We start from the raw sequence: 19142 nt of genomic DNA, 5'->3' as shown, positions 1-19142 counted from the left end.
CGAGAAGGTGGCCGAACTCCACTACTTGACCGGTTCATGCCAGACGCCCACCATGTCACCACTCGTCGCACTCCCCCACACTCCCCACCCAGGAGACAGCATGCGACTTCGTACCCGGAGGTCCGCGGGCATCGCGGCCCTCCTCGCGCTCGCGCTCGCGGCGCCCCTCGCCGCCCTCGCGACTCCCGCCGGGGCCGACCCGGTGCCGACCGCCGCCACCCCCGGCGCCCGCGGCGGCGAGGAGGTGATCCGGCAGTACGAGATCGCCGGACCCGCCACCGCCGCCGAGCGCTCCGCCCTCACCGCCACCGGAGTCTCCGTCGACGAGGTCGACGCCCGCTCGGTCGTCGTCAGCGCCGACGCCCGCCAGGTGGCCCACCTCAAGAGCCTCGGCTACCGGCCGGTCGCCCTGCCCGCGCCGCCCGACCGGGGCACGAGCGCCGGCTCGGCGCTCGGCCCGCTCGACTTCCCCTCCGCCGACGCGAAGTACCACAACTACGCGGAGATGAACGCCGAGATCGACCAGCGCCTCGCCGCCCACCCGTCCCTCATGAGCAAGCGGGTGATCGGCAAGAGCTACCAGGGCCGCGACATCATCGCCATCAAGATCAGCGACAACGTCGCCACCGACGAGAACGAGCCCGAGGTCCTCTTCACCCACCACCAGCACGCCCGCGAGCACCTCACCGTCGAGATGGCGCTCTACCTGCTGCGCGAACTCGGCGCCGGATACGGCACGGACAGCCGGATCACCAACATGGTGAACAACCGCGAGATCTGGATCGTGCCCGACCTCAACCCGGACGGCGGCGAGTACGACATCGCCGGCGGCTCGTACCGCAGCTGGCGCAAGAACCGCCAGCCCAACTCCGGTTCCACGTACGTCGGTACGGACCTCAACCGCAACTGGGACTACAAGTGGGGCTGCTGCGGCGGCTCCTCCGGCTCCAAGAGCTCCGAGACCTACCGGGGCACCGCGCCCGAGTCGGCGCCCGAGGTGAAGGTCGTGGCCGACTTCGTGCGCTCCCGCGTGGTGGGCGGCAAGCAGCAGATCAAGGCCGGCATCGACTTCCACACCTACAGCGAGCTGGTGCTCTGGCCCTTCGGCTGGACCAACGCCGACACCACGACCGGCATGACGCAGGACGACCGCGACGCCTTCGCCAAGGTCGGCCAGAGCATGGCGGCCAGCAACGGCTACACGCCCGAGCAGTCCAGCGACCTGTACATCACGGACGGGTCGATCGACGACTACCTGTGGGGCGCGCAGAAGATCTTCGCGTACACCTTCGAGATGTACCCGACCTCGTCCTGGAACGGCGGCTTCTACCCGCCCGACGAGGTGATCGAGCGGGAGACCAGCCGCAACAGGGACGCCGTCCTCCAGCTCCTGGAGAACGCGGACTGCATGTACCGCTCGATCGGCAAGGCCGCACAGTACTGCTCCTGAGGACGGGCCCGGTTACGGGTTACGCGCCGTCCTCGAAGTAGGCGTCCAGGACCGCGTCGAGGAGGGGTTCCCACTCCTTGACGCGGCTCCGGGACGGCGCGTCGATCTCGATCGGCCACCAGCGCCGGTCCGGCGTGTGCACCGTGACGACGAACCGCTTGCCGAAGCCCTCGGTCGCGGTCTCCACCGCGCCGATCTCGTCCCAGCGGAACTCGCAGCTCTCCTCGTCGAGGCTCAGCCGGATCCCCGCGGCGTCGGCGACGATACGGGCCCGCCGGTCGGCCGCCTCGAAGACGGGGCCGTCGACCGGGACTTCGGCGGCCTCGGCGGCCGGCTCCTCCGGGGCCCCGTCCGGCCCGGTCGCCGCGTCCCGGGGCCCGGCGTCCTCGGGCACCGCGTCCTCGGGCACCGCGTCCTGAGGCACCGCGTCCCTGGGCTCGTCGTCCGGCCCGGCCGCCGGGGCCGGCTCCGCCGGCGCGGGGCCGGTGATGCCCGTGACGCCCGTGATGCCCGGGACGAACGCCGGGTCCGCCGCGGCGCCTTGCACCGCCTGAATGCTGCTGGGTCCTGTGCGCTGCTCCACGGCGGAAGTATGGCCGATGTTCCTGTGGACGTTCGAGCCGCCTCGCGAACTCAGTCGAGGACGGCGAGGGCGTCGATCTCGATGAGGAGGCCCTCGGGCAGGCCCACGTAGACGGTGGTGCGGGCGGCGGCGGGGGCCTTCAGGCCCTGCTCCTCGAAGTAGGCGTCGTAGATCTCGTTCATCTCGGCGAAGTGGTCCACGTCGGTGAGGTAGACGCGCATCATCATCACGTCGTCCCAGCTCGCGCCGCCCTCCTCCAGGATCGCCTTGACGTTGGCGAAGGTCTGGAGGGTCTGCTCGCGCAGCGTCGGTCCTGCCGGCGTCGGCGGCTGTCCCTCGACGGCCGGCAGGAAGCCGACCTGGCCGGCGACCTGGAGGATGTTGCCCTTCCGCACGCCGTGCGAGAACTTCGCCGGCGGGGCGGTGTGGGTGGCGGGGGTGATCGCGGTCTTCTCGGTCATGCGCTGGCTTCCTTCGGAGGTGTGGTGCCGGAGTACTCGCGGCTGATGTCGTCGGCGGTGCGGCGCACCAGCGGGAGCAGGGTGAGGAGTTCCTCGGCGGTGACGACCACGTTGGGCGCGGACACCGACATGGCGGCCACGACCCGGCCGTCGGCGCCCCTGATGGGCGCGGCGACGCAGTTGATGGACTCCTCGTGGCCGCCGAGGTCGGTGGCCCAGCCCTGTTCGCGCACGGTCGCCAGCTCCTTGAGGAAGGCGGCCGCGTCGGGGGTCGAACGGGGCGTGTAGAGGGGGTAGTCGAGCTTGGCGGCGAGGGCGCGGCGCTCGGGCTCGGGGAGGTCGGCGAGGAGCAGCTTGGCGACGGCGGCGACGGTGATGGCGACCGGCTTGCCGATCCGCGAGTACATGCGGACGGGGTAGCGGCTCTCGACCTTGTCGATGTAGAGGACCTCGCCCTCCTCGTGGACGGCGAGGTGGACGGTGTGTCCGGTGCGCTCGTTGAGGGCGGCGAGGTGGGGGTGGGCGATCTCGCGGATGTCGAGGTTCTCGACGGCCTCCTGGGCGAGCGCGAAGAGGCGGGCGCCGAGGCGGTAGCGCTGGTCCTGCTGCCGGTAGACGAGGCCGTGCTCGTGGAGGGTGCGCAACAGGCGCAGGGCGGTGGACTTGTGGACGCCGAGCCGGTCGGCGACCTGGCCGAGGTCGGCGGGCCCCTGGGCGAGCAGCGGCAGGATGCTGAGTGCCCGGTCGACGGTCTGGCTCATGGCGTGCGTACCTCCTGGTCCTCCCCCGTCCAGCCGGGGCCGAGGTGAAGTGTCTCCCAGGCGCTGTCGTCGGCGGCGGCCAGCCGGTCGGCGTGGGCGCGCCGGGCGGGGGCGGCGAGGTCGCCGGGGACGGTGAGCGCGGCGGCGGCCATGAGGTGCCCGTGCCGCAGCCGGCCGGTGGCGTCGAGCCCGCGGAGGGTGCCGGAGAGGAACCCGGCGGCGAAGGCGTCACCGGCGCCGACGGGGGCGACGACGTCGACGCGGGGCGCGGGAACGTGGGTGACGGTGTCGGGCGCGCCGGTACGGGGGCGGGAGCCGGGGCCGTCGGCCGCGCGGGTACGAAGGCCGGCGCCGGAGCCGTCGGCCACGCCGGGACCATCGGCCGCGCGGGTACGGGAGCCGCCGCCGTCGGCCACGCCGGGACCCTCGGCCGCACCGGTACCGGGGCCGGAGCCGTCGGCCACGCGGGGACCGTCGGCCGGGCGGGTACGGGAGCCGGCGCCGTCGGCCACGCCGGGACCCTCGGCCGCACCGGTACCGGGGCCGGAGCCGTCGGCCACGCCAGGACCGTCGGCCGCGCGGGGCCCCTGGGCCGGGCCGGAACCGTCGGCCGCGCCCGCACCGCCACTCGCCGTCGCGCCCGCCGTCGCGGGCGCCGCGGGCCGGTCCGTCGGCCCCCGCTCGTACAGCGTGGCACCCTCCGCGCCCCGCTTCACCACCAGCACCGCCGGTTCCGGGAGGGCGGCGCGGATCGCGCCGGGGTCGTCGAGGCCCCAGGCGGCGGCCGCCTCGTCGGCGCCGACGAAGACCAGGTCGGCGCGGCGGGCCAGGTCCATCAGGACGCGTCCGCCGGCCGCGGGGTCGGCCCACAGGCCGGGCCGGAAGTTGACGTCGAAGGAGACCAGGGGGCGCCCGGCCCGGGGGGCGGTGAGCTCGTGGAGGAGGGCGAGGCAGGAGGCGGAGAGGGCGGCGGTGATGCCGGTGAGGTGGAGGATCCGGCCGCCCGCGACGAGCTCGTACGGCACGGTCGCGGGCCCCATCGCGGAGGCGGCGGAGCCGGCCCTGTAGTAGACGACCTCGTGCGCCTCGGCGGCGCGGTCGGTGGCGGTGCGGAAGTAGACACCGGTGGGGCGCTCGGGATCGCGGACGACGGCGGAGACGTCGACCCCCCAGCCGCCGATCGCCTCGGTCAGATGGGTGCCGAAGCCGTCCCGGCCGACCCGGCCGACCCACTTGGCGCGGTGTCCGGCGGCGGCGAGGGCGCAGGCGACGTTGGACTCGGCGCCGCCGATGGCGCGCTCGAAGGAGGGCACGTCGGCGAGCCGTCCGGGCCGGGTGGGCAGGAAGGTGACCATGGACTCGCCGAGGCAGACGACGTCCGGCGCACCGTCGTACGGCGGGCTTCCGGTCACGGCGGGGCTCCTTCGGGGCGGTCTGCGGCGGGTACGGGTCCATTGACCCGGCGCTGGCCCGGATGTTAGACAGCGACGAGCGATATGCGCAATGACCGTTGCACATCATGCAACACGCTGGCGGGTGGCGAGAATCGCCGTGGCGCCCGTGGACCGCAGCACACCCCCACCGGTGCCGCAGTCACCCGGCGCCGCAGCCCGACGCCACACACCCTCGACGAGGAGGACCCCATGCCGGACCTGGCCCACGAGGTCGTCGACCACCGCTTCAAGGCGCTGCCCCCGGACGCCGAGGGACTGACGGTCGGCGAGCTGGCCGCCCAGCGCCGCAACCTCTTCACCGGCGGCTTCACCACGCCCGTCCTCGCCCTCTCCGCCGAGTCCGTCGAGCACAACCTGCGCCTCCTGGAGCGCTATGCGGAGCGCCACGGCCTCGCCTTCGCGCCGCACGGCAAGACGTCGATGGCCCCGCAGCTGTTCGACCGCCAGCTCGCCCACGGCGCCTGGGGCATCACCGCCGCCGTCCCCCACCAGGCCCGGGTCTACCGCGCGCACGGCGTGGGCCGGATCTTCCTCGCCAACGAGCTGGTCGACCCCGTCGCCCTGCGCTGGCTCGCCGCCGAGCTGGACGCCGACCCCGGATTCCGGTTCGTCTGCTACGTCGACTCCGTGCGCGGCGTCGAGCTGATGGACGAGGCCCTGACCGCCGCCGGGGCGCGCCGCCCCGTGGCCGTGGTGGTCGAGCTCGGTGCGGGCGACGGGGCCCGCACCGGCGCCCGTACCGAGGCGGACTGCACGGCGGTCGCCGACGCGGTCGCCGCCACCCGCACCCTGCGCCTGGTCGGCGTCGCCGGGTACGAGGGCGAGGTGCCGCGGGCGGACGGCGAGCGGGTGCGGGCCTGGCTGCGGCGGCTGGTCGCGCTCGCCGCCGACTTCGACAAGGCGGGCCGCTTCGCGCCCGAGGCCGGCGAGATCGTGGTGAGCGCGGGCGGCAGCGCCTGGTTCGACGCGGTCGCCGAGGTCTTCGCGGAGATCCCCGACCTGTCGCTGCCGGTCCTGAAGCTGCTGCGCTCCGGCGCGTACGTCTCCCACGACGACGGGCACTACCGCACGCTCACCCCCTTCAACCGGGTCCCCGAGGAGGGCGCCCTGGAGCCCGCGTTCCGGCTGTGGGCGCAGGTGGTGTCCCGGCCCACGTCCGAGCAGGCCTTCGCCAACGCGGGCAAGCGCGACGCCGCCCACGACCTGCACCTGCCCGAGGCCCAGGTGGTGCGCGACGCGCGCACCGGCGAGGTGCGCCCGGCCGAGGGCGTCACCGTCACCGGCCTGTCCGACCAGCACGCCTGGCTGCGCACGGAGGAGGGCGCCGACCTGGAGGTCGGCGACTGGGTCGGCATGGGCCTGTCCCACCCGTGCACGTCCTTCGACAAGTGGCAGCTCATCCCGCTGGTCGAGGCGGACGGCACGGTCGTCGACTACATCCGCACCTTCTTCTAGGGGAGCCCCGATGGACCTCGTCTTCCGTGACGCGGAGGTCGTCGACGGCACCGGCGAGCCCTCCTACCGCGCCGACGTGGCGATCGGGGGCGGCCGGATCGTCTCGATCGTCAAGGAGGCCGCGCAGGCCGGCTGCCAGCGCCCGACCGCCCGCCGGAGCGTCGACGCCGAGGGCCTCGTCCTGGCCCCCGGCTTCATCGACATGCACGCCCACAGCGACCTCGCGCTGCTCCGGGACCCGGACCACTCCGCGAAGGCGGCGCAGGGGGTGACCCTGGAGGTGCTGGGCCAGGACGGCCTGTCGTACGCGCCGGTCGACGACCGCACGCTGGCCGAGGTGCGCCGCACCATCGCGGGCTGGAACGGCGGCGGTCCCGGCGACGAGTCCGTGGACTTCGACTGGCGCACGGTCGGCGAGTACCTGGACCGGCTGGACACCGCGCACGGCGGACGGGGCATCGCGGTGAACGCCGCCTACCTGGTGCCCCAGGGCACGGTGCGGATGCACGCCCTGGGCTGGGAGGACCGCCCGGCCACCGGCGCGGAGCTGGACCGGATGCGGCGGCTGGTCGCCGAGGGCCTGGAGCAGGGCGCCGTCGGCATGTCCTCCGGCCTCACCTACACCCCCGGGATGTACGCGCCGGACGCCGAGCTCACCGAGCTGTGCCGGGTGGTCGCCTCGTACGGCGGCTACTACTGCCCGCACCACCGCTCCTACGGAGCGGGCGCGCTGGAGGCGTACGCGGAGACGGTCGCGCTCGCCCGGGACGCGGGCTGCGCCCTGCACCTGGCGCACGCCACCATGAACTTCGGCGTGAACAAGGGGCGCGCACCCGAGCTGCTCGCGCTCCTGGACGAGGCGCTCGACGGCGGCGCGGACATCTCGCTCGACACCTATCCGTACACCCCGGGCTCCACGACGCTGGCCGCCGTGCTGCCGAGCTGGGCGCACGAGGGCGGCCCCGAGGCGCTCCTGGCGCGGCTCGCGGACGACGCGACGGCGGAGCGGATCCGGCACCACCTGGAGGAGCTGGGTTCGGACGGCTGCCACGGGGTGCCGGTGGAGTGGCACACCGTCGAGGTCTCCGGCGTGACGGACCCGGCCCTGGCGCAGTGGGTCGGCCGCACGGTCCCGGACTGGCCGACCGCCCGCCGGCTGCTCCTGGAGGACCGGCTGGGCACGACGATCCTCCAGCACGTGGGCCACGAGGAGAACGTCCGCGCGATCATGAGCCACCGGGTCCACACCGGCGGCTCCGACGGCATCCTCCAGGGCGCCAAGCCGCACCCGCGCGCGTACGGCACCTTCCCCGAGTACCTCGGGCGCTACGTGCGCGAGGAGGGCGTGCTGTCCCTGGAGGAGTGCGTCGCCCACCTCACCTCCCGCCCCGCCGCCCGCCTCCGCCTCCCCGACCGCGGCCGCATCCGCGAGGGTTACGTGGCCGACCTCGTCCTCTTCGACCCGACGACGGTCGCCGCCGGCTCGACCTACACCACCCCCCGCACCCTGCCGACCGGCATCCCGCACGTGCTGGTGAACGGGCGCTTCGTGATCGAGGACGGCATGCGTACGGACGAGCTGGCGGGCCGGGCGATCAGGAGGAGCGGCAGCCGGGGGTCGTGAGGCGGGTGGGCGGGAACCCGACGCGGCCCGGAGGCCGGCGCCGGGGCAGGGGGCCGAGGCCGAGGCCGGGGCCCGGCGCCGAAACCCGGCACGGGCCGGATGGCCGGCCGCCGGGGCCGGGCGCGGAACCAGACGCGGCGCAGGCCGGAAGCCCGCCGCCGGGGCCCGGCGCGGAACCACACGCCGGACGCGCGTGGCCGGACGCCGTGGCCGGGCGGCCACCACACCGGCGCCGTGACCTGGCCCGACGCGGCGGGCCAGCGCCCGGGGCGGGACCGGCGGCCCGCCCGCGCGAGGCCGTCTCTTCCGGATCTTGCCGGGCTCTCGACCCCCGGCACCGCGCCTCGCCGCGTTGCCCTCGGTCGCCGATGGGCCCCTGGGTTCGCCCGGGAGGTGCCCCCGGGCGAAGCCCAGGGGGCGTACCCCCACCGCATCGCTTCCGCCCCCTCGGCCCGGCGGCCGGGGAGGTGCCCACCTCCGCCTTGCGATCCTTTCCCCGGGCCCTGACGGGCCTGGCGGGGCCCCATGCACCGGACGCCGCTCTCCCCCGTAGCCCCTCGGGCACGGGAGGTGCCCCAGATCCAGCCGCTTGATCCGAAAGGAACGACCTAGTCGGCCCCCGGCCCGCGGCCCGCGAGGCGGGCGGACCGGTCCCGGTCCCGGTCCCCCGCCGTCTGCGCGGGCAGTACCACGGGGTCGCCGGTCCCGTGCTCCGGCGCGTCCGCGCGCCACGGTTCGCGGCGGGACCACCACAGGCCGGCGGCGACGACCGCGCCGCCGGCCAGGAAGCCGTACCAGGGGGTGTGCCCCGAGGGCGCCGTCTCGTAGGCGAGCCCCGCGCAGACCACGGCGAGGAGCTGCCCGAGGCGCCCGTTCCAGGCGACGGCCGCGACCGCGCAGGTGCCCCACAGGACGTACCAGGGCTGGACCATCGGGGAGAGCGCGACCAGGGCGAGCAGCGAGACGCCGAGGCCGAGGACCGGGTCGAGGCGCCCCTTCCAGGCGCGCCACGCCACCGCCGCGACGACGGCGCCGGCCGCCAGCAGGCCCAGCTTCTGGACCGCGCCCTTCACCGGCTCCGGCTCGCCGGAGACCAGGAGCCCGAGGCCGAGGCCCAGGTCGCTGGTGAGGGAGAGGGCGGTGTGGATGGTGCCGGCCACGCTCTGGGTGCGCAGCCAGCCGAAGCCGGTGCCGGCCAGGACGCTCGCGCCGGCGGCGACGCCCACCGCCACCGCGCCGGGCAGCAGCCCGGCCGCCGGGCCGCGGCGCCGGGCGAGGACGATCCCGGCGAAGAGGAGCCCGAGCGCCGCCGGTGACTTGATCGTCGCCGCGAGTCCGATGAGCGCCCCGGCGAGCACCCCGCCGACCGCCCACCGCCGCGCTCGCACGGCGCAGAGCAGGCCCGCGAGGAGCAGCCCGGCCATCAGGCCGTCGTTGTGCAGTCCGCCGAGGACGTGCAGGAGCAGCAGAGGGTTGAGCGCGGCGAGCCACACGGCGCCTTCCCGGTGCCGCTCGGACGCGAGTCCGCGCACCGCGCGCACGATCAGGAGCAGGGCGAGCAGCGCGATCAGCCGCATGCCGAGGACGCCGGGGAGCACCGCGCCGCCGGTGAGCTTCACGACCGCCTGGGCGAGGACGAGGAAGAAGGGGCCGTACGGGGCGGGGGTGTCGGTCCAGTGCCCGCCGACGCTCGCGGCCGCGTCGAAGCCGAGCTCGCCGGGCCGGAGCACGGACGGCCCGGCTCCGTACACGTCGTGCCCTTCGAGGACCATCGCGCCCTGGGCGAGATAGCTGTAGACGTCGGCGCTGTGGAGCGGCGGGGCGACCAGCAGCGGCGCCGCCCAGCAGGCCAGGGTGACCCCGACCCGGTCGCGCGCCCCGGCGCGCAGCCCCCGCCCGTACTGCCACCAGGCCAGCACGAGGAGGGTCAGGCCGAGGTAGCCGAGCAGGGTTCCGGCGGTGGTGACGGCGCCGCCGTGGCGCTCCCAGAGGCCCGCGCCGCCGCGCACCGGGAGCGCTCCGGCGGCCCAGCCGCCGAGGGTGACGGCGAGCGCTCCGGCCGCGCCGAGCCACCGGCAGCCGGCGGTGCTGAAAACCCACATGGGGGGCAAACCTACCGTGCGGCCCGGGGACGGCCGCCCGCCGTGTCCCCGCGCGCTATCGCTGCTTCTTCTTGTTGCCGGGCGCCGTGCCCGACTTCCCGGGCGCGTACCCGGAGTCCACCGAGGCCGTCGGGGTGGGCGTGCCGGTCTCGCCCGCCGAGGAGCTCGGCGGGCCGGTCGGCGACGCCGTGGAGGCGGACGGCGAGGCCGAGCCGCCGGGCGTCGCGCCGGAGCTCCCGGTCCGCCCGTCCGCGTCGCCGTCCCCGTCCTGGGTGTCGTCCTCGTCGCCGGACCGGTCGGGCTGGATCAGCGCGGGCATCGCGGGACGCCCGTCGTCCAGGCCGGGTCCGCCCGGTGCCTCGCCGCCCGGGCCGGAATCGAGCGCGGCCATCGCCGACAGGACCCCTGCCGCGACGAAGGCGCCGCTGCCGATGATCCACAGCAGGCCGGGCCGGCGGCGCCTGGAGGCGTGGCGGGCCCGTCTCGGGGGCTCCGCGCCCACCGCGTCGTGAGAAGTCGGAGTCACGAGGCGTGATTGTAGGGATCTCCGGGGCCCCGGACGCGACCTGGGTCACACCGCCCGGGCCCGGTCCGTCCCGGCCGCTCGCGCCCGGCCCGGTCCACCCGTCCGCTCGCGCCGGGCCCGCTCCGTCCCGTCCGTGCGCGCCGGCCGCCGCCCGCGCCGCGGGCCCCCTCCCGAGGCGCACCGAACGCCCGACGTGTCCCAAAACACGAAGCGCGAGCCGGGCGCCCGCCGTAAGCTCTCGTCATGCAGGTGATCCAGTCCACGAAGCTCGCCAACGTCTGTTACGAAATCCGCGGCCCGGTGCTCGAAGAGGCGATGCGGCTGGAGGCGGCGGGTCACCGCATCCTCAAGCTCAACACCGGAAACCCGGCCGCCTTCGGCTTCGAGTGCCCGCCGGCCATCCTCGAGGACATGCTGCGCAACCTCTCCGAGGCGCACGGCTACGGCGACGCGAAGGGCCTGCTGTCCGCCCGCCGCGCGGTGATGAGCCACTACGAGACCAAGGGCATCCCGCTCTCCGTCGAGGACATCTATCTCGGCAACGGCGTCTCCGAGCTCATCCAGATGGCGATGCAGGCGCTGCTCGACGACGGCGACGAGGTGCTGGTCCCGGCTCCCGACTATCCGCTGTGGACGGCCTCGGTGTCGCTGGCGGGCGGCACGGCCGTGCACTACCGCTGTGACGAGCAGGCGGACTGGATGCCGGACCTGGCCGACATCGAGCGGAAGATCACCGACCGCACCAAGGCGATCGTGATCATCAACCCGAACAATCCGACGGGCGCGGTCTACGACGACGAGATGCTGCGGTCCCTGACGGAGATCGCCCGCCGGCACAACCTGGTGGTCTGTTCGGACGAGATCTACGACAAGATCCTCTACGACGGCGCCACCCACACGCCGACCGCGGCCATCGCGCCCGACCTGCTGGTGCTCACCTTCAACGGGATGAGCAAGAACTACCGGGTGGCGGGCTACCGCTCCGGCTGGCTGGCGGTCTGCGGCCCGAAGGCGCACGCCTCCTCGTACATCGAGGGCCTGACGATCCTGGCCAACATGCGCCTGTGCGCCAACATGCCGGCGCAGCACGCGGTGGCGGCGGCGCTCCAGGGCCGGCAGTCGATCGAGGACCTGGTCCTGCCGGGCGGGCGGCTGCTCGAACAGCGGAACACGGCGTACGAGCTGCTGACCCGGATCCCGGGCGTGACGTGCGTGAAGCCGAAGGGCGCGCTGTATCTGTTCCCGCGGCTCGACCCGGCGGTCTACAAGATCAAGGACGACCGGCAGATGGTCCTGGACCTGCTGCGGGCCGAGAAGATCATGGTGGTGCACGGCACCGGCTTCAACTGGCACGAGCCGGACCACTTCCGGATCGTGACCCTGCCGAACGCCACGGACCTCGCGGACGCGGTGACCCGGATCGGGAACTTCCTGGACGGTTACAGCCAGTACTGACGCGCCGCCGGTCAGGGCCCCGACCCGCGTCCTGACCTCTTCTTTACCGAGACTCGGCTCAACTTTAGATTGAATCCAAGCTAGGATGCCTCCAGAGCTACCGCAGGAGGCCGTCCCCATGTACGAACCGATCCGCACCAAGTCGGTCCACCGGATGGCCGACGACGACCGCGACGGCTTCCCGCACCGTTCCCGCGAGGAGGAGCTGGACATCCAGCTCGCCGGACACCTCGCCGCCCTGCTCGCCGTCACCGACGAGCTGGGCGAGACGGAGGCGGGCGAGCTCATCGCCCGCCAGGTGGCCAGGCTGCGCGGCGCGCCGCCGGCCCGGCACGCCGCTCTCAGCGGCGCCCCCGCCGAGGCCCTGCACCGCAAGGCGCACGCCCTGGCCGGGCGCGCCCTGGTCGTCGCCGCCTCCCGGGCCGACACCGCGGCGGCGATCCTCGCCGCCGAGCGCATGGACGCCCACACCGCGGCCCTCGGGCCGGCCGGCGACCCGCTGGTCGCCACCCCCTGACGGCCCCGGGCCGCGCGGCCACGATCCCGCGCGGCCCGGGCGCCACCCACGCCCCGCGGGCGCCACCGGGCTTCGGCCGGTAGCCCGCGCTCCGGTTCCCTACCGGGATCGGCGCTTCACCCGCCGTACACCCAACTCCCCCTGGAACGTGGGTTTCCGCGAGCAATCTGCACGCGTGAGACGCATTCTGGGAATCGTCCTCGCCGTCCTGCTCCTCGGCGGCGTGGCCGCCGCCCTCCTGACGGGCGGCGACAAGGACGACAGCGGCACGGCAACGAAGACCGTGCGAGGAGTCATCGGCTCGGAGAAGGCGGAGTTCTTCGCCGACCCCGAGGTCGTGAAGGCCCTGGCGGCCAAGGGCCTCACCGTGCGGACCGAGACCTCCGGGTCCTGGGACATGGAGCAACTGCCCCTCAAGGGCTACGACTTCGCCTTCCCGTCCGCCAAGGCGCCGGCCGACGGCATCCGGGCGAAGGCGAAGGTGACCGCGGCCCCGCTGCGGCCCTTCTACTCGCCGCTCGTGGTCGTCGCGCACAGCGCCGCCGCGAAGGTGCTCGCGGACAACGGGCTCGCCGCGCTCGGCCCCGGCGGCCGCACCGGCACCCTGCGGATGGAGCCGTACCTCGCCGCCGCCCGCGCCGACCGCACCTGGCAGCAGCTCAAGGGCTCGGCCGGGCACGCCGAGCTGAGCGGCACCCTCTTCATCACCTCGACCGACCCCGTCGCCTCCAACTCCGGCGCGCTCTACCTCGCCGCCGCCAGCTATGTCGCCGACGGCGGCCGGGTCGCCGGGGACAAGGCCGCCGTGGACCGCACCGCACCGCTGCTGCGCAAGCTCACCCAGGTCCAGGGCGCCCAGCAGTCCAGCTCGGACGCGCCCTTCCGGGACTTCGTCAGCGGCGTCGGCAACCCGCTGGTGCTCGTCTACGAGTCGCAGGTGGCCTCGCAGCTGATCGCCCGGCAGGACCTGGGCGACCTGGTGGTGCTCTACCCGGACACCACCGTCAACAGCGACCACACCCTCGTCCCGCTCACCGATGCCGGCCGCACGCTGGGCGAACTCCTCTCCACCGACCCGGAGTTGCGCAAGCTCGCGGTCCGGCACGGCTTCCGCCCGCAGGGCGCCGCCGCCGAGTTCACCGCCGCCACCGCCGGCCACACCGGCTACCTCAACCAGACGCTGAGCGGAGTCCGCCAGGCGCCCGTGCCCACCTCGCCGGTGCTGCACGAAATGGCGCTGCGGGCCCGCGACCAGGGGGGCACCGCATGACCACACCGACCACTCCGCTGCAGCCGCCCGACGAGCCGCCGCTCGTCCTCACCCCGCCCGAGCCGGTCGCGCCGATCCGCGCCGAGCAGGCCGCCACCCTCGTGCCGCTCGACGACTCCGTGCGCGCCGAGATGGGCCGCCGGGCCGCCGAGTACGTCGGCTCGCTCACCGGACTCGACGCCCGCTCCCCCGAGTTCACCGGCCGCATCGGCGAGATCACCGCGCTCGGCTCCGGCGAGATCCGCACCGCCGCCCAGCAGTCCAACCGGATGCTGGACCGCACCGTGCGTTCCCTCGGCACGGCCGGCGGCGACGCCACCACCCGGGTCGGCGACTCCCTCGTCGCGCTGCGCCGCACGGTCGAGGACCTCGACCCGCGCGACACCCCCGGCAAGGGGGTGCGCGGCCTGCTCGCCAAGCTCCCCGGCGGCAACCGGCTGCGCGACCACATCGCCCGCTACGCCTCCTCGCAGGACACCCTCACCCGCATCCTGGACGCGCTGCGCGGCGGCCAGGACGAACTGCGCCGCGACAACGCCGCCCTCCAGACCGAACGCGCCCGGCTGTGGGAGACCATGGGCCGGCTCCAGGAGTACGCGGTGCTCACCGAGGCCCTCGACGCGGCCGTGGAGCAGCGGATCGCCGCCACCGCCGACCCCGCGCAGGCCGACGCGATCCGCGCCGACCTGCTGTTCCCGGTGCGGCAGAAGCACCAGGACCTGCTCACCCAGCTCGCGGTGTGCGCGCAGGGCTATCTGGCGATGGACGTGGTGCGCCGCAACAACGACGAGCTGATCAAGGGCGTCGACCGGGCCGCCACCACCACGGTGACGGCGCTGCGGATCGCGGTCATGCTGGCCACCGCGCTCGACCACCAGAAGAAGGTGGTCGAGCAGGTGAACGCGCTGCGCGGCACGACGGAGACCCTGATCCAGGGCAACGCGGCGGCGCTCGCCGGCCAGTCCGGCGAGATCCAGCGGCTCGCGGCGGAGCCCGCGGTGGGCCTGGAGACCGTGCGCACCGCGTTCCAGCAGATCTACCGCACGCTCGACGCGATCGACACGTACAAGGTGCGCGCGACCGAGTCGATGGCGCAGACCGTGGACGCGCTGAGCGGCGAACTGCGGGCCGCGAGCGCCCACCTGGAGCGCAGCCGGGGCACCGAGGGCGGCCACGCCCCGTCCGGCGTCCTCGAAGGAGGCCGCGGATGAGATCCCGTACCCGAGGATTCCGTCCGGGCCGGCTCGCGGCCCTCGCCCTCGCCCTGGCCCTCGCGGTCACCGGCTGCACCTCCGACGACGGCACGGGCGGCGGTGGCGACCGGGGCTCCGGGCCCGACGGCCAGGAGTACCGCCCGGGCACCCTGCGGGTCCTCGCCTCCTCCGAACTCGCCGACCTGGCCCCGGTCCTGGAGGAGGCCCGCAAGGCGACCGGGGTCACCGTGCGGCCCACCTACGCCGGCACCCTGGACGCGGTGGAGCGGATCGCCTCGGGCGAGGCGGACCGGAGCTACGACGCCGTCTGGCTGTCCTCCAACGACTATCTGCGGCTGCGGCCCGAGGTGGCCCGCCGGATCACCGGCGAGACGCCGGTCATGACCTCCCCGGTGGCCCTCGGGATACGGCCCGAGGCGGTGGCCCGGCTCGGCTGGGACCCGGAGAGGGTCACCTGGGCGCAGATCCACCGGGCGGTCGCCGAGAAGAAGCTGACCTACGGCATGACCGACCCGCTGCGCTCCAACTCCGGCTTCTCCGCGCTGGTCTCGGTCGCCTCCGGCCTCTCCGGCGCGCAGGCGGCGCTCACCGACGCCGACGTGAGGGCGGCGAGCCCGAAGCTGAAGGAGTTCTTCGCCGGGCAGAAGCTGACCTCCGGCTCCTCGGGCTGGCTGGCCACCGCCTACGCCCGCCGCACCGACGTGGACGCGCTGGTGAACTACGAGTCGGTGCTGCTGTCGATGCCGCAGAAGCTGACGGTGATCCGCCCGGCCGACGGGGTGGTGACCGCCGACTATCCGCTGACCTCGCTGACCGCCGCCCGGCCCGAGGCGAAGGACGCGGCCCGCCGGCTCGCCGCCCATCTGCGCACCCCGGGCGCCCAGCGGCTGATCACCGAGCGGACCCTGCGCCGCCCGGTGGTGCCCGGCGTGGCGCCGGACCCGCGGCTCGCGGCCGGGGCGCGCCGGGAGCTGCCGTTCCCGGGCAGCCGCCCGGTGGCGGACGGGCTGCTCGACGCGTACGACAACACGCTGCGCCGCCCCTCGCGGACGGTGTACGTGCTCGACACCTCGGGCTCGATGGACGGCGAGCGCCTGGACCGGCTGAAGAAGGCGCTGGTGGAGCTGACCGGCGACTTCCGGGACCGGGAGGAGGTGACGCTGCTGCCGTTCGGCTCCTCGGTGAAGGAGTCCGAGGTCACCACGCACACGGTGGACCCGGCGGCGCCGAAGGCCGCCCTGGACGCGATCCGGGCGGACGCGAACCGCCTGTCGGCCTCCGGCGGCACGGCGATCTACTCCAGCCTGAAGGCGGCCTACGGAAAGCTGGGGACCGCGCCGGAGGACACCTTCACCTCGATCGTGCTGATGACGGACGGCGCCAACACCGACGGCGACCCGGCCGGGGCCTTCGACGGCTTCTACCGCGGCCTCGGACCCGCCCAGCAGCGCATCCCGGTCTTCCCGATCCTCTTCGGCGACTCGGACAGGTCCGCGCTCGACCACATCGCGCAGCTCACCGGGGGGCGGCTGTTCGACGCCCAGCGGGGCTCGCTGGACGGGGCCTTCGAGGAGATCCGTGGCTATCAGTGACCGCGCGCTGCGCTATCTGGAGTCCCGCAAGAACCTGGCGGGCTGTGCCGGCGGCCTGGTCGGGCTCGGGCTGACCCTGACCGGCGCGGCGGGCGCGCTGTGGCCGGTGGTGGTCGCCGGTCTGTACGGGGCGGGGGCGCTGCTCGCGCCGCCGGACCGCCCGGCCGCCCCGGCCTTCCCGGAGCCGGCCGAGCAGCTGGACGCGCTGCGGACGGACCTGGCGACGCTGCGCGGCTACCTCGCCGAGGTGGACCTGCCGCCGGCCGCGCACGGCCGGCTGACCGAGCTGGACACCCTGGTCGGGGCGCTCCTGGAGCCGGGCTGGGTGAGCGACCCGGAGCACGTGCGGGTGCTCGCCCGGGCGGTGCGGCAGGACGTGCCGGAGGCGGTCGACGCCTTCGTCCGCACCCGCTGGTGGAACCGCGTGGTGCCGGGCGCGGAGCCGCCGGAGCGGCATCTGGAGCGCCAGTTGGGCGCTCTGTACGAGGAGGCGGCGGCGATCGCCGACGCGCTGCGGGAGGCGGAGGCGCGCCGCCAGGAGACGCACACCCGCTATCTGGAGGACCGGGGGCGCTGACCCGTACGGGACGGGGGAAGTGCGCCGGCCCCCGGAGCCGTGAGGGGGCTCCGGGGGCCGGATGCGTCGTGGCGGGCCGTCGTGACCCCAGCTGGTCAGGGCGGAAATCGGGGCAACCCGCCACGAGTCTCTACGGGATCAGCCCAGGCGCTCGACCAGGGCGTTGTACTGGTCCCACAGCTCCTTCGGGGTGTGCTCGCCGAAGGTCTCCAGGTGGGCGGGGACCAGGGCGGCCTCCTCGCGCCAGACGTCCTTGTCGACGGTGAGCAGGAAGTCCAGGTCCTCCTCGGCCAGGTCCAGGCCGTCGGTGTCCAGGGCCTCCTTGGTCGGCAGGATGCCGATGGGGGTCTCGACGCCCTCGGCCTTGCCGTCGAGGCGCTCGACGATCCACTTCAGGACGCGGCTGTTCTCGCCGAAGCCGGGCCAGACGAACTTGCCGGCGTCGTTCTTGCGGAACCAGTTGACGTAGTAGATCTTCGGGAGCTTCGCGGCGTCCCCCTTTGCCGCAGCGGTCCCGCCCACCTTGACCCAGTGGGCCATGTAGTCGCCCATGTTGTAGCCGCAGAAGGGCAGCATGGCGAAGGGGTCGCGGCGCAGCTCGCCGACCTTGCCCTCGGCGGCGGCGGTCTTCTCGGAGGCCACGTTGGCGCCGAGGAAGACGCCGTGGTTCCAGTCGAAGGACTCGGTGACCAGCGGGACGGCGGAGGCGCGGCGGCCGCCGAAGAGGATCGCCGAGATCGGCACGCCCTTCGGGTCCTCCCACTCGGGGGCGATCGTCGGGCACTGGCCGGCCGGGACGGTGAAGCGCGCGTTGGGGTGGGCGGCCGGGGTCTCGGACTGGGGCGTCCAGTCGTTGCCCTTCCAGTCCGTGAGGTGCGCGGGCGCCTCCTCGGTCATGCCCTCCCACCACACGTCGCCGTCGTCGGTGAGGGCGACGTTGGTGAAGACGGAGTTGCCCCACAGGGTCTTCATGGCGTTGGCGTTGGTGTGCTCGCCGGTGCCGGGCGCGACGCCGAAGAAGCCGGCCTCGGGGTTGATCGCGTAGAGGCGGCCGTCCTCGCCGAAGCGCATCCAGGCGATGTCGTCGCCGATGGTCTCCACGGTCCAGCCGGGGACGGTCGGCTCCAGCATGGCGAGGTTGGTCTTGCCGCAGGCCGACGGGAAGGCGGCGGCGACGTACTTGGCCTCGCCCTGCGGCGGGGTGAGCTTGAGGATGAGCATGTGCTCGGCGAGCCAGCCCTCGTCACGGGCCATGACGGAGGCGATGCGCAGCGCGTAGCACTTCTTGCCGAGCAGGGCGTTGCCGCCGTAGCCGGAGCCGTAGGACCAGATCTCGCGGGTCTCGGGGAAGTGCGAGATGTACTTGGTGGAGTTGCACGGCCACGGCACGTCCTCCTCGCCCTCCGCGAGCGGGGCGCCGAGGGTGTGGACGGCCTTGACGAAGAAGCCGTCGGTGCCGAGCTCGTCGAGGACGGCCTGGCCCATGCGGGTCATGGTGCGCATGGAGACGGCGACGTACGCGGAGTCGGTGATCTCGACGCCGATGGCGGAGAGCGGGGAGCCGACCGGGCCCATGCAGAAGGGCACGACGTACATGGTGCGGCCCTTCATGGAGCCGCGGAAGATGCCCTTCTCGCCCGCGAAGATCTCCTTCATCTCCGCCGGGGCCTTCCAGTGGTTGGTCGGGCCCGCGTCCTCCTCCTTCTCGGAGCAGATGAAGGTGCGGTCCTCGACGCGCGCGACGTCCGTCGGGTCGGAGGCGGCGTAGTAGGAGTTCGGGCGCTTGACCGGGTCGAGCTTCGTGAAGGTCCCCTTGGCGACGAGCTCCTCGCACAGGCGCTCGTACTCGGCCTCGGACCCGTCGCACCAGACGACGCGGTCGGGCTGCGTGATCTCGGCGATCGAGTCGACCCAGGAGACGAGCTCCTGGTGCTGGGTGGGAACGGTGGAGGGAGCCGCGTTGTCGCGCGCCACGATTGCTCCTTGAAGAGGGGTTTTTAGATGTATGCCCCTTGGGGGCTGCGACCCGGATGCGTCGTAGGCGCTCATCCGGTGCCGACCGCACTCATTTGATCATCCGATGCTTCCGCCCATATGTCCA

Annotated in this window: 16 protein-coding genes; 9 read left to right on the top strand and 7 right to left on the bottom strand. The window is 74.2% G+C overall.

The window, feature by feature from the left end:
* The first annotated feature begins 100 nt into the window (after nt 1-100).
* Complete coding sequence (locus tag ACIGW2_RS03865; RefSeq protein WP_399840853.1) at nt 101-1450, top strand: M14 family metallopeptidase; 1350 nt, start codon at nt 101-103, stop codon at nt 1448-1450.
* A 19-nt stretch (nt 1451-1469) separates the two neighbouring features.
* Here ACIGW2_RS03865 and ACIGW2_RS03860 read toward each other — a convergent pair whose 3' ends face one another.
* The 4 genes from ACIGW2_RS03860 to ACIGW2_RS03845 are packed head-to-tail and all read right to left on the bottom strand — an operon-like array spanning nt 1470 to nt 4610.
* Nucleotides 1470-2033 (bottom strand): hypothetical protein, encoded by a 564-nt coding sequence (locus ACIGW2_RS03860; RefSeq protein WP_399840851.1) that lies wholly within the window; start codon nt 2031-2033, stop codon nt 1470-1472.
* 50 nt (nt 2034-2083) lie between these two features.
* Nucleotides 2084-2494: a RidA family protein gene (locus ACIGW2_RS03855; protein ID WP_399840849.1), complete on the bottom strand. Its 411-nt coding sequence runs from the start codon at nt 2492-2494 to the stop codon at nt 2084-2086.
* A complete protein-coding gene (locus ACIGW2_RS03850) occupies nt 2491-3255 on the bottom strand; it encodes an IclR family transcriptional regulator (RefSeq protein ID WP_361586726.1) in 765 nt (254 codons plus the stop codon). The genes ACIGW2_RS03855 and ACIGW2_RS03850 overlap by 4 nt, the downstream gene beginning before the upstream one ends.
* Nucleotides 3252-4610: a PfkB family carbohydrate kinase gene (locus ACIGW2_RS03845; RefSeq protein WP_399840947.1), complete on the bottom strand. Its 1359-nt coding sequence runs from the start codon at nt 4608-4610 to the stop codon at nt 3252-3254. Before ACIGW2_RS03845 ends, ACIGW2_RS03850 begins: the two co-directional genes overlap by 4 nt.
* Before the next feature lie 288 nt (nt 4611-4898).
* Between ACIGW2_RS03845 and ACIGW2_RS03840 the strand changes: the two genes are divergently transcribed.
* Together ACIGW2_RS03840 and ACIGW2_RS03835 are read left to right on the top strand one after the other, a co-directional pair.
* On the top strand, nt 4899-6164 hold the full coding sequence (locus ACIGW2_RS03840) for an amino acid deaminase (RefSeq protein ID WP_399840847.1): 1266 nt from the start codon (nt 4899-4901) through the stop codon (nt 6162-6164).
* Nucleotides 6165-6174: 10 nt separating this feature from the next.
* Nucleotides 6175-7788: an amidohydrolase family protein gene (locus ACIGW2_RS03835; protein WP_399840845.1), complete on the top strand. Its 1614-nt coding sequence runs from the start codon at nt 6175-6177 to the stop codon at nt 7786-7788.
* Nucleotides 7789-8396: 608 nt separating this feature from the next.
* Here ACIGW2_RS03835 and mptB read toward each other — a convergent pair.
* Complete coding sequence (mptB, locus tag ACIGW2_RS03830) at nt 8397-9890, bottom strand: polyprenol phosphomannose-dependent alpha 1,6 mannosyltransferase MptB (protein ID WP_399840843.1); 1494 nt, start codon at nt 9888-9890, stop codon at nt 8397-8399.
* A gap of 55 nt (nt 9891-9945) precedes the next feature.
* Nucleotides 9946-10416, bottom strand: a complete 471-nt coding sequence (locus tag ACIGW2_RS03825; RefSeq protein ID WP_399840842.1) for a hypothetical protein — start codon at nt 10414-10416, stop codon at nt 9946-9948.
* Between the two features lie 243 nt (nt 10417-10659).
* Between ACIGW2_RS03825 and ACIGW2_RS03820 the strand changes: the two genes are divergently transcribed.
* From ACIGW2_RS03820 to ACIGW2_RS03795, 6 genes are all read left to right on the top strand, one after another.
* Nucleotides 10660-11871 carry a pyridoxal phosphate-dependent aminotransferase gene (locus ACIGW2_RS03820; RefSeq protein WP_356067679.1) on the top strand — a complete coding sequence of 404 codons (1212 nt, stop codon included), beginning with the start codon at nt 10660-10662 and terminating at the stop codon, nt 11869-11871.
* 118 nt (nt 11872-11989) lie between these two features.
* The gene (locus ACIGW2_RS03815; RefSeq protein WP_361586712.1) at nt 11990-12388 is read left to right on the top strand and encodes a hypothetical protein; all 399 of its coding nucleotides are present in this window, start codon (nt 11990-11992) and stop codon (nt 12386-12388) included.
* Nucleotides 12389-12536: 148 nt separating this feature from the next.
* Nucleotides 12537-13658 (top strand): hypothetical protein, encoded by a 1122-nt coding sequence (locus tag ACIGW2_RS03810; RefSeq protein ID WP_399840840.1) that lies wholly within the window; start codon nt 12537-12539, stop codon nt 13656-13658.
* Nucleotides 13655-14869, top strand: coding sequence for a toxic anion resistance protein (locus tag ACIGW2_RS03805; RefSeq protein WP_399840838.1), 1215 nt, complete (start codon nt 13655-13657; stop codon nt 14867-14869). The genes ACIGW2_RS03810 and ACIGW2_RS03805 overlap by 4 nt, the downstream gene beginning before the upstream one ends.
* Nucleotides 14866-16464 carry a substrate-binding domain-containing protein gene (locus ACIGW2_RS03800; RefSeq protein ID WP_399840836.1) on the top strand — a complete coding sequence of 533 codons (1599 nt, stop codon included), beginning with the start codon at nt 14866-14868 and terminating at the stop codon, nt 16462-16464. The genes ACIGW2_RS03805 and ACIGW2_RS03800 overlap by 4 nt, the downstream gene beginning before the upstream one ends.
* The gene (locus ACIGW2_RS03795) at nt 16451-17041 is read left to right on the top strand and encodes a hypothetical protein (RefSeq protein ID WP_399840834.1); all 591 of its coding nucleotides are present in this window, start codon (nt 16451-16453) and stop codon (nt 17039-17041) included. Before ACIGW2_RS03800 ends, ACIGW2_RS03795 begins: the two co-directional genes overlap by 14 nt.
* Nucleotides 17042-17179: 138 nt before the next feature.
* Here ACIGW2_RS03795 and ACIGW2_RS03790 read toward each other — a convergent pair whose 3' ends face one another.
* On the bottom strand, nt 17180-19015 hold the full coding sequence (locus ACIGW2_RS03790) for a phosphoenolpyruvate carboxykinase (GTP) (protein WP_391653013.1): 1836 nt from the start codon (nt 19013-19015) through the stop codon (nt 17180-17182).
* Nucleotides 19016-19142: the final 127 nt, after the last annotated feature.

Source organism: Streptomyces sp. NPDC053541, assembly GCF_044544705.1.
In the GTDB taxonomy this organism is placed as follows: Bacteria; Actinomycetota; Actinomycetes; order Streptomycetales; family Streptomycetaceae; genus Streptomyces.
This window is presented reverse-complemented; position numbering and strand designations above follow the sequence as displayed.